Annotated in this window: 12 protein-coding genes; 4 read left to right on the top strand and 8 right to left on the bottom strand. The window is 56.7% G+C overall.

Translation table 11 applies throughout. The annotated features are described in order from the left end of the window. Position 1: 1 nt before the first annotated feature. The 4 genes from M0R30_RS12745 to tsaA form a co-directional block, all read right to left on the bottom strand. On the bottom strand, positions 2-457 hold the full coding sequence (locus M0R30_RS12745) for a hypothetical protein (protein ID WP_292547489.1): 456 nt from the start codon (positions 455-457) through the stop codon (positions 2-4). Between the two features lie 161 nt (positions 458-618). After that, positions 619-927 (bottom strand): hypothetical protein, encoded by a 309-nt coding sequence (locus M0R30_RS12740; protein ID WP_292547487.1) that lies wholly within the window; start codon positions 925-927, stop codon positions 619-621. Positions 928-930: 3 nt separating this feature from the next. Next, complete coding sequence (locus M0R30_RS12735; RefSeq protein ID WP_292547485.1) at positions 931-1,833, bottom strand: Mrp/NBP35 family ATP-binding protein; 903 nt, start codon at positions 1,831-1,833, stop codon at positions 931-933. A gap of 92 nt (positions 1,834-1,925) precedes the next feature. Then, positions 1,926-2,357 carry a tRNA (N6-threonylcarbamoyladenosine(37)-N6)-methyltransferase TrmO gene (gene tsaA / locus M0R30_RS12730; protein WP_292547483.1) on the bottom strand — a complete coding sequence of 144 codons (432 nt, stop codon included), beginning with the start codon at positions 2,355-2,357 and terminating at the stop codon, positions 1,926-1,928. A gap of 87 nt (positions 2,358-2,444) precedes the next feature. Here tsaA and M0R30_RS12725 point away from each other — a divergent pair, with 87 nt between their 5' ends. Both M0R30_RS12725 and M0R30_RS12720 read left to right on the top strand, forming a co-directional pair. Further along, positions 2,445-2,897 carry a YbhB/YbcL family Raf kinase inhibitor-like protein gene (locus M0R30_RS12725; protein WP_292547481.1) on the top strand — a complete coding sequence of 151 codons (453 nt, stop codon included), beginning with the start codon at positions 2,445-2,447 and terminating at the stop codon, positions 2,895-2,897. Positions 2,898-3,054: 157 nt separating this feature from the next. Further along, positions 3,055-4,242 carry an HD domain-containing protein gene (locus M0R30_RS12720; RefSeq protein ID WP_292547479.1) on the top strand — a complete coding sequence of 396 codons (1,188 nt, stop codon included), beginning with the start codon at positions 3,055-3,057 and terminating at the stop codon, positions 4,240-4,242. Positions 4,243-4,251: 9 nt separating this feature from the next. Here M0R30_RS12720 and M0R30_RS12715 read toward each other — a convergent pair whose 3' ends face one another. The 3 genes from M0R30_RS12715 to M0R30_RS12705 form a co-directional block, all read right to left on the bottom strand. Beyond that, positions 4,252-4,443 (bottom strand): hypothetical protein, encoded by a 192-nt coding sequence (locus M0R30_RS12715; protein ID WP_292547477.1) that lies wholly within the window; start codon positions 4,441-4,443, stop codon positions 4,252-4,254. A gap of 24 nt (positions 4,444-4,467) precedes the next feature. Continuing rightward, positions 4,468-6,561 (bottom strand): protein kinase, encoded by a 2,094-nt coding sequence (locus M0R30_RS12710; RefSeq protein ID WP_292547475.1) that lies wholly within the window; start codon positions 6,559-6,561, stop codon positions 4,468-4,470. Between the two features lie 103 nt (positions 6,562-6,664). Beyond that, positions 6,665-7,450: an FHA domain-containing protein gene (locus M0R30_RS12705; protein WP_292547473.1), complete on the bottom strand. Its 786-nt coding sequence runs from the start codon at positions 7,448-7,450 to the stop codon at positions 6,665-6,667. A 241-nt stretch (positions 7,451-7,691) separates the two neighbouring features. Between M0R30_RS12705 and M0R30_RS12700 the strand changes: the two genes are divergently transcribed. Both M0R30_RS12700 and M0R30_RS12695 read left to right on the top strand, forming a co-directional pair. Further along, positions 7,692-7,922 (top strand): hypothetical protein, encoded by a 231-nt coding sequence (locus M0R30_RS12700; protein ID WP_292547471.1) that lies wholly within the window; start codon positions 7,692-7,694, stop codon positions 7,920-7,922. Between the two features lie 99 nt (positions 7,923-8,021). Continuing rightward, complete coding sequence (locus tag M0R30_RS12695; RefSeq protein ID WP_292547469.1) at positions 8,022-8,252, top strand: hypothetical protein; 231 nt, start codon at positions 8,022-8,024, stop codon at positions 8,250-8,252. Positions 8,253-8,325: 73 nt separating this feature from the next. Here M0R30_RS12695 and M0R30_RS12690 read toward each other — a convergent pair whose 3' ends face one another. Beyond that, on the bottom strand, positions 8,326-9,282 hold the full coding sequence (locus M0R30_RS12690; RefSeq protein WP_292547467.1) for a hypothetical protein: 957 nt from the start codon (positions 9,280-9,282) through the stop codon (positions 8,326-8,328). Positions 9,283-9,447 lie beyond the last annotated feature (165 nt).

Here is a 9,447-nt window from a genome sequence, read left to right as displayed (position 1 = left end):
CTTAACACCGGTCGCAGATGTACTCGACGGTGAGAGCGGTCTTCCTCATGTCGCCCCGGATCTGCTTCCTGCCGCCGCGGAAGAACCAGTGGTTGCACTTAATACAGTGCTTCGGTCGGACATGATCCAAGGTCTTCATCGGGATCTCGAGATTAAAACCCGTCCGGTCCCACTCTTCGGGAGGCTTTTCTACGTTCTGCTCGTAGGTGGCCACGAACTCCATGATCTGGTGGGGGGGAACACCCAGGTCGACGAACTTCTTGAAAATAAAGTAGTTGAAGATAAGCCACGAGAGGTCGGTGCGGTCGAGGATGCCCTCGTACTCCCCGAAAGACTCCTCGAAGTCCTCGAGGGTGCAGCCGCATAAGGGACATTTGCCGCCCACGAGCTCATCGAGAAAAACCTCTTCCTGGCACCCCGGACAGGTCGTGTGCGGGGATTGCATGCGTGATGTCATTATCGCTCCGTATATGGTGTGTGTATCGGGTATTCTTGCCGGACCCTGATGGGTCAGCAGGTATTGTGTTACTTAGTATTTGCCGGGTCTGCACATAAGGGTATCACCCCTGCACATTTACTCCGATAAAAACGTAGTGGTCAGGGTTAAAAGAGAGATATTTATTCCGCGGTGGGTTCGGTTGGCTCCATGATCAGCGAGCCGAAGACCACTTTCTCGAGCACCTGCGCCACGTACTTGATATGCATCATCTGTTCGAGGTTCTCGTTGCGATGGATGTCCGCATAGAGCTGGAGGCGCATTAAGGAGAAACGGAACTGGTCGAGGGTCTGGTCATCGAGGGTCATTGCCTCGCGGTAGATCGGCTCCAGCAGGTCGGGGAACGCGAGCGGGTTTTCAAGGGCTGCAACAATCCCCTTATAGATCGGGATTGGTTTTTCCCTGCCGACAAGAATCCGCTGGTAGTCCATGGTTTATTCCTCAACAACCTTGATGAGCGCTTCCATGACAGCATCCACGCTCTTCCACGTGGGGCTGTCGCCGCGGCGGATGATGAACGGGCGGCCCTCGTCACCGGCCTTGCGCATCTCGATATCGATCGGTATGGCGCCGAGGAATGGGACGCTCATCTCCTCGGCAACCTTCCTGCCGCCGCCCTTGCCGAAAAGGTCGATCTCTTCCCCGCAGTGTGGGCAGAGCATGCCGCTCATGTTCTCGATCACGCCGATGACCGGCAGGCCGAGTTTCTCGATGAACTTCGCGGACTTCCTTGCATCGAGGGTCGCAACATCCTGCGGGGTGGTGACGATCACGGCACCGCGGACATTGGGGGCGAGCTGGGCGATCGTGAGGGCCTCGTCACCGGTGCCCGGAGGGAGGTCGACCACAAGATAATCGAGCGGGCCCCAGTTGACCTCGGTGAGGAACTGCTGGATCGCTGCCATCTTCATCGGGCCGCGCCAGATGATCGGCGTGCTCGGGTCCTGGATGAGGAATGCCATCGAGATGACCGATAGTTTGCCGGTGACATGGACGGGCTCGATCTTGTTGTCCATCATTGCGAGCTTGTGCTGCTCGATCCCGAGCATCTTGGGGATGTTGGGGCCGTGCATGTCGAGGTCGAGGAGCCCGACCTTCCTGCCATGGCTCGATAGGGCGTAAGCGAGGTTAACCGAGACGGTCGACTTCCCGACACCGCCCTTGCCGGAGAGGACCATGATGACATGTCTGACATCCATGTCTGCCTTCGGGGGGAGGCCGGCCGGGCCCTTCTTTGCGGATGAGCAGCTGGAAGCAGTTGCGCAGCTGGAGCACTCCTGCTTGCACTCCTCGTCTGCGGATTTCGTCGGGGTCTTGGGGAGAGTGTTTTTTGCCATGAATTGACTCCTGTGATCAGTAAGCAATCGTACCACTTGTTCGCGAAAGACAATAAAGATGGGAGATCCGTGCAGGCCGGACAACCGCCGTATCATTCCCTGACGCAGTCGATGCCCGGCGAATACGGCTTGATATCGATAAGCGGTGTTCCGTCCAGCGCATCCAGTCCCCGTACCACGAGACGGTTCCCGTTCCTTCGGACAAGGTCGACTACGGCAAACCCGATCGGGTTGGGCCGGTTGGGAGAACGGGTGGCAAATACTCCATGCTCCGTATGGGTGCCGGGCGGGGTTGCCCGTAATGCAGTCCGGTCGGAGCGGTCGAGCCAGTAGAGGACGATCAGGTGGGGGTGGGACTCCACATCCTGGAGCCCCTCCGCGTAGGCCGGCAGCACCTCAATTGTCGATTCCGTATCCGAGAGCCGGCCCTGCCGGGGTGCATCCCCGCGTTGTAAATACAGGGAGTGGATAATGCCAATCGGCCTTATACAGGCAATATCTCCGTTTTCGTGTATCGTGCCCATGCACTGATGCATCTCGTTTCCTGTATTAAAAGAGTGCTGGAATGCCTGTTTGAAAACATTCAAAACCTCCCGCACCAAGTCACTGGTATGGAGCCCCTTATCGTCTCGCTGGACTTCCTGGAGTTTCCGCCCACCTTTACCTGCGATGGAGAGAATGTCTCGCCCCGTATCCGGCTCAAGGGCCTCATATCAGCATCGGTTGCAGTGATGGTTTTTAACCCGTTCGAGAAGTCCTGCTGCTCGTTCACGCCATGGATTTGCTGGAACCTCCCGCCCCTTTCCGTGATCCCGGCCGGCATCCCCCGCGAAGGTGCAGTTACGTCACCGGTTACCGCTGTCCAGGGGATCACAGACCACGGGACAATAGGTTATACGGGCCCCTGTCCTCCCCACGGGGAGATGATCCGGTACCAGTTCAGGGTATACGGGCTGGACGCCATGCTCGACCTCCCGCCCGGTTCAGACAAGCACGCCCTCGTCACCGCAATGAAGGGGCATGTCCTCCAGTATGGGGAAACGGTTGCGATCTGCACACGGTAGGGTTACCACATTACAGGGCACAGGTGTTCATTCATGCTGGCTGGCTGTGACCTGCAGGGATAACGGAAACCTTCCCGACCCACCATATTATCGGGCATGCACCGTTCTTTTTCCCTCTTTCGTCATGCTTAACACCTTATGGTACAAAAGACCTCCCATGAAGAAGCCGGTTCAGAAACGGGTGCCAGACCCCGGCCTTACATCCGCTGTCAGCGCCCTGACCGGAAAACGCGAGGCGCTCCTCTCCCCCCTGGCAACGACCAGTGCCGATGCCGTGCGGAGGTACCGGCGCGTTCCTGAAGATATCCGGACCCCTTACTCGCGTGATGCCGACCGTATTATCCACACCCGGGCGTTTACGCGGTATATAGACAAGACGCAGGTCTTTTACCTCGTGGAGAACGACCACATCACCCACCGCGTCATCCATGTCCAGCTCGTCTCGAAGATCGCCCGGACGATCGGGCGCTGCCTCCGGCTCAACGAGGACCTGATCGAGGCGATCGCGCTCGGGCACGACATCGGCCACATCCCCTACGGGCATTTCGGCGAGACCTGCCTCTCGGCGCTCTGCGGGCAGTACGGGATCGGGAAGTTCTCCCACAATGTCCAGAGCGTCCGATTCCTCGACCAGATCGAGGACTGCGACCTGACCATGCAGGTGCTGGATGGTATTCTCTGCCACAATGGTGAAGGGGATGATGTCAGGATTACGGCTGAACCGCTCGAAAGCTGGGCTGCGTTTGACAAGAAAGTGCAGGACAATGCCGATGGCCACCGCTCCAGGTCCCCGATGACCCTCGAAGGCTGTGTAGTCAAGTTCGCCGATACGATTGCCTATATCGGGCGGGACCTGCAGGATGCCCGGGACGTCGGGCTCATCGGTGATTTACTACAAATCCCGGAGCAGTCACGGGAGGTACTCGGGAGTACGAACCGCGAGATCATCAACACCCTGATCTACGACCTGCTGGAGAACAGCGATACGGAAGACGAGGGGTATATCTCCTACAGCCATGATGTTGAGAAGGCGCTGATCACGTTACGCTCGTTCTCGCGGAAACATATCTACGACAACCCGATCCTGACATCGGAACGCGCAAAGATCGAGCGGATGTATGCAACACTCTTTGCCACCTGCCTCGAAGCGCTCGAAAGGATGGACACCTCTGCGAAGATCTCCACGGACTTCATCGCGACCGGATGGACGAGCCCCCGATATCTTGAGACCGCTACCCCGGCAGAGCTGGTCAGGGACTTCATCGCCGGGATGACCGACCGCTACTTTGCCAAACGCTACGAAGAGTGCGTAATCCCGCGCAGGATCGAGGGAAAATTCCGGTGACGGGACCGGCTAATCGCATTTTGATTTCGGACCCGTCCAGCCGGTGAACCCACAGTAGATGCAGCCCACGCCATCGCAATGGTGGCAGAGGCTTTTTGGGGCTATGACGAGAACGGTGCCGGTCTTGTTGCAGTACAGGCAACCCTCGCCGTCACAGTGCCGGCAGGTCGCGGGTTCGAAAGTCTTCTCCACGGGGGTCATGGTTTCACGGTCTCCTGGATGCGATCATTCGTCGTCCTCATCAAGGTATCCATGCAGGGCATCGAGGAGTTCGGCTGCTGACTGGTAACGATCTGCCGGGTCTTTCTCCAGGCATTTCATGATGATCTTCTCCACCGCTTCTGCATCCGGGTTATATTCCGAAGGGAGAATGGGCTGTTCCCGGAGGATCGCATTTCCAACCTCGACGATGCTCTCGCCTCCGAAGGGGATCGAACCGGTGACCAGTTCGTAAAAGACCACGCCGAGCTGGTAGAGATCAGTCCGCTCGTCCGTCCTCCCGAACTCGGAAGGGGAGACCTGCTCCGGCGCGGCATAGGACAGAGAGAAACCGGCTACGCTCGACTTCTTCACGTCAGCGGCAAGGACCTTGCTCATCCCCCAGTCAGTGATCTTTGGTACCACATCGTTGGTCAGGAGGATGTTGTGGGGTTTGATGTCCCGGTGGATGAACCCGTGCTCGTGGGCATACCGGAGACCATCCGTCACACCGGTAATGAGGTGGACCGCCTTCCAGACCGGCATGGGTTTTTGGAGCGCTTCGAGCGAGTTCGGCACAAACTCCATCTCCACGTAGGGGACCGGCAGGATGTTGACCGCCGACACTTCGACAATGTTAGGATGGCGCAGGGTCTCCCACGCGGCGATCTCGTTGAGGAAGCATTTGCCGGTTATCTCATCGAAACTGATCGGGATCTTGACTGCGACCTTCACACCGTCCGTCTTTCGGATGGCGGAGAAGACCCACGCGATACCGCCCCTCCCGACAAACATGATCTCAGTGTACTTGTTCTCGAGTTCACGGGGGAAGTAATTCTTCTGGTCGGTTGCGCTCGGGGAGGGAGCGGCGACCGTCTCTTCTGCCGATCCCAGCACCGTCTTGGACGCCGGCGTCGTGACGAGCGCCCAGGTCCGCTCGACCGCGGTCTTAAGGACGGATGCTGCATGAGTGACCGCGGGCACCGGGGAGGAGATGACAGGCCCCTCATCTTTTCGCGAGACAAAAAGATACCCGCCGATACCAGCAAGCACCAGGCCAACGAGAATGAGGACGATGGCCATGAAGGGGATGTCCTGCAAACCCGGGGTGGCAGGGGCGGGAGGTGTTGTGGTCACTGCCTGTGCAGTCCGGGTCGGGACCGGGCTTGCCGTAACGGACGGTTTTACGGGGGCTGCCGGGGGAGGTGTCTGCACACCGGCCGGTTCTCCGGTACCTAGAGATGTGACCGTGCTCATACCGGTGTAGTACTCAAGGGGGTCCATCAGGGGATAGGCATCGCCACTATAGGGATCGGTGCCGCCACTGCTCATCCCGGCATTGACTCTGGTCGGGTATGCCGTGTCGCCTATCCCGTCGCCGTTCTGGTCCTGGCCCCGGTAATCGTTCCAGTAATTGCCCATGCGGCTCTGTCCGGCCTTTCCAAGATAGGTATATACGTAGGTGAACGCGGTGCTCCACGTGGAACTGGGACTCCGGGAGATCACGTTCTGCGTATTGGAAAACAGGTTGCGGGAGATGGTGTTGGAACGCGAGTTTTCATCCAGCGTGATTCCGATCGCATTTTCCTGGATGGTGTTCTCATCGATCTGGTTACCGCTTGCCGATTCAAGTGCAATACCTGCGTGGTTGTTCCCCTCGATCGCGTTGTCGAGGAGGGTATTTTTATCCGCCGACACCAGGGTGATCCCTTCCGCATTGTTCGTGATGGTGTTATGCCGCAGGGAATTGCTGTTGGAGGTGACCCGGATCCCGCTCCCCGTTGCGCTGTTCTGGATGGTGAACCCCTGGACCGTACAACCATCCGCGAGGATCTCCACTACATTTCCGCTCTTGGAGGGTGTGATCACCGGTGCCCCTCCACCGGTATCCACGCCGATCAGGTACAGTTTCTTGTCGAGTCTGATACTCTCCGGGTATGTCCCGCTCTCCACCCGGATCGTGTCGCCCCCGATCGACCAGTCAACCGCATCCTTGAGGGTTGAGAACTCGGCACCGGCAGGTCCGACAACATGGTCCGCGGCTGCGACAGGCAGGCAGAGAAGAGTACATGCCAGCATAACAATGACAAGTACGCATGCGCTGCGGTCTGGTGGGATCATGGAATATCGTCGGGGCATTTTCTATCGGGCCTATACTATCCGGTAATGAATCCGGGTATTAATATGCGTATGTTCCTTTTTTATTAAGATGGGCCGGTACGTTTCAGGTGCTCCCGGGAAGGATCATCAGCAGTTTCACACCGGATATGCCTTTCGCGAGTTCGAGTAAGTCCCCGTCATGCAATGCGGCCCGGACATTCTTCTCAAGTTTGTGGTTGTTCAGCTGTGTGCCACCGGTACTCCCGGCATCCTCGATATACCAGATCTCTTTGTCACGGACAAATTTCCCGTGCGGTCGCGAGACCCGGGTCACCGCAGTGTATCCATCGGACAGCACGATATCGGCATCAGGCTTAAACGATCCGGGGTGCTCCGGGTCGTTGCGGCCAACAGACACCGTGTCATGCTTAAGGAAGAATACCTTGCCGTCATCCGGGCCGCCCAGCACGATCGTTGCGGGAACATTGCCCAGCACTTCCTTTGAGAGGGTGCCTTTCACTTCGTCAAGACGCTTCGAGATCTCGCTCCCGACAACCTGCACCCGCGTATTGGAGAAGAGCCCGAGGTTCCTTATGATCACTTCGAGGCCCCCCGGCACAAGCGAATATTCCCAGACAGGATGGATCCCCTTGGAGGTGGGGGCGCCGAGGCCTGCTTCTTTCTTGATAACGCCGATACTCAGGAGTTTGTCGAGATGCTTTTTAGTATTTTCATAACTCGTCTCGATCTCCTTTGAGATCGCCCGTGCGTCACGGGGTTTCTTCTCGAGAAATTTTAATATCCTGAGCCGTGCGCTGCTCGAGAGCACGTCCAGGTAATCCGACAGTTCCTCTAATGAGTCGGACTCATCGTGAACAATAATCGTGGGAGACTTATCAGCAGGATCCATAGGGCTCAACCGGGGCCGTTATATCTTACCCATTTGGTACCGGAAGATAAGGGCATGACGGTTTATATTTCCTCCCCATTGGTTCACCCGAAAGGTTCATTTGTATAACCCCGGAGTTACATCCACCAACCTGTTGAATTCTGGGTATTTATTAACCGGCCTGCAAGAGAATATGATCAGGTGATACACGGACCAGATTCGGCGTGTCACCGACCCATCAACAACAAGAGGGAATCGTCAAATGAACACTGGCATTATTATGATCGGTCTTGCATTCGTCCTGTTCTCGGTAGCGCTGATGGTATCCCCGTCAGATGCAGCCCGGCCGGACACGATCTGCAGCCCCTGCTGCGGGACTGATGTCTTCACAGGAAACGAGTGCAGGGAACAGATCATCTCAGGTACTGAAGGGATCATTGACCAGTCCGCACTTCCCGTTACCATCGCAACCGATCGGTTACCAGTACCATGACAGCACACGCCAGGTCATGCACGTCATTCCCCCCATGCCACGCACCAGTATGATGAACATCCATGCACGTCCCCGGTCTCTTATGCACACGGAACCGGGATGCTGCTCACCGCAGGAACAAGCCCCATGCAACCGGCACAGACCGCCGGCATATATTCAACACTCTCTCCAGAGATCCGGAGGTTGCCACACCTCCGGGAATCATACATAGTAAAAATCCCTTTTCTTCCCGTGATATTCTGGGGCCCGTTGCTCCAGATACCTGATGTTTTCAAAGGAGATTTTTCTCTCATTTGGGGAAAATGGGTCTCTTTTACAGGTCCCGGGTGACGGGGAACCGGAGTACCTGGATGAAATGTTCCCTGTTTCTGTCAAACCGAAGGACTCAAAAAAAAGGGAGATATCAGTTCCTTCTCTTCAGGAACAGGCCGCAACAGAGGCCGGTGATCCCCAGCGCGGCGATGGTCGTCATTCCGGAGAGCGGGGACTCGGGCGTAGTCTCCGGGGAGGGTGTCGGTACGGTCGTTGTCGGCCGGGGCGTTGTTTTCTTCGTTGTAACCACAGGTACTGTCGTAGTGGTAACAGGAGCGGAGGTTGTGGGGGTTTCAGAAACATCAGCGGGTATCGTGAGCCGGACATTGTCGATATAGCCCTTTGCGTAGATATTCATCCTCCCGTAATCGCCGATCGAACCGAGGTAGATACGGTTCATCCCGCGGAGGTCTTCTGCGGTGTTCACGTAGTAGCCCCAGACTGCCTTCCCGGTCGTCTTCTCGTTGACCTTCATGCTGAGGGTCCGCTGGGCCTTCCTGTAGTCCACCGTCACGTGGTAGGTCGTGTTAAGACTGTATTTTACCGTCGGGCCATTGTAAGCAGCATCGCCGCTTGCCTGAGTGTCCCCGGACTCGCTGTTGACCTCGATCATCTTGTTACTCGGCGTCACCAGGTGAAGCCACATGATCTGGCCGTATTTTGCATTCGTGAACTGCGTCAGGATATTCGGGCCGGTATTGGGATCCATGTCTGTACCTGAAAAACCAAGACGGAAGGTTGCCCCATCGTCAATATCATTGAGGATGAGATCGTACTCAAACGTGAACGGTTCCCCATCATAGTTGGAAACCGAAGTGTAGGCATAGGCCCCCGTGCTCGGTTCGATCGCAAAGTGGTACATCTGGAGGCCGGGGTCCCAGTAATCCGACGAGGGATTGTTTGTCACCCATTTGGGATTGGAGGAAAACGAGTTCTGGTACAGCACCTTAACCGGGTCACCGGTTGCCGCCTGGACCGGGAACGGGGACACCAGTACCAGGAGACAGGTCGCAATAAGGAGAGAGAGTATCAGGGTTTTGAATCTCATGGCGTTACTTCCTGTAAATGTTATTGGGATCTCCGCTGACAGCGGTTATGCGGAGGGTATGCCGGATAGTAAGGCGGCTTATCGTATAGGTACTTTGTCCCCTTGGCTTAAAAATATCGAAACGAGAGGGATAATCGGGATATATTTATGTTAAAATCGCGTACT

Source organism: Methanoregula sp., assembly GCF_023227875.1.
GTDB lineage: Archaea > Halobacteriota > Methanomicrobia > Methanomicrobiales > Methanospirillaceae > Methanoregula.
The sequence above is the reverse complement of the archived record's forward strand: the minus strand, read 5'-3'. Positions and strand labels throughout refer to the sequence as shown.

What these genes read in the sequence shown, in the direction of transcription:
- M0R30_RS12745 (WP_292547489.1), bottom strand. Translation starts at nt 457, where the DNA reads ATGACATCACGCATGCAATCCCCGCACACGACCTGTCCGGGGTGCCAG.
- M0R30_RS12740 (WP_292547487.1), bottom strand. Translation starts at nt 927, where the DNA reads ATGGACTACCAGCGGATTCTTGTCGGCAGGGAAAAACCAATCCCGATC.
- M0R30_RS12735 (WP_292547485.1), bottom strand. Translation starts at nt 1,833, where the DNA reads ATGGCAAAAAACACTCTCCCCAAGACCCCGACGAAATCCGCAGACGAG.
- tsaA (WP_292547483.1), bottom strand. Translation starts at nt 2,357, where the DNA reads ATGGGCACGATACACGAAAACGGAGATATTGCCTGTATAAGGCCGATT.
- M0R30_RS12725 (WP_292547481.1), top strand. Translation starts at nt 2,445, where the DNA reads ATGGAGCCCCTTATCGTCTCGCTGGACTTCCTGGAGTTTCCGCCCACC.
- M0R30_RS12720 (WP_292547479.1), top strand. Translation starts at nt 3,055, where the DNA reads ATGAAGAAGCCGGTTCAGAAACGGGTGCCAGACCCCGGCCTTACATCC.
- M0R30_RS12715 (WP_292547477.1), bottom strand. Translation starts at nt 4,443, where the DNA reads ATGACCCCCGTGGAGAAGACTTTCGAACCCGCGACCTGCCGGCACTGT.
- M0R30_RS12710 (WP_292547475.1), bottom strand. Translation starts at nt 6,561, where the DNA reads ATGATCCCACCAGACCGCAGCGCATGCGTACTTGTCATTGTTATGCTG.
- M0R30_RS12705 (WP_292547473.1), bottom strand. Translation starts at nt 7,450, where the DNA reads ATGGATCCTGCTGATAAGTCTCCCACGATTATTGTTCACGATGAGTCC.
- M0R30_RS12700 (WP_292547471.1), top strand. Translation starts at nt 7,692, where the DNA reads ATGAACACTGGCATTATTATGATCGGTCTTGCATTCGTCCTGTTCTCG.
- M0R30_RS12695 (WP_292547469.1), top strand. Translation starts at nt 8,022, where the DNA reads ATGCTGCTCACCGCAGGAACAAGCCCCATGCAACCGGCACAGACCGCC.
- M0R30_RS12690 (WP_292547467.1), bottom strand. Translation starts at nt 9,282, where the DNA reads ATGAGATTCAAAACCCTGATACTCTCTCTCCTTATTGCGACCTGTCTC.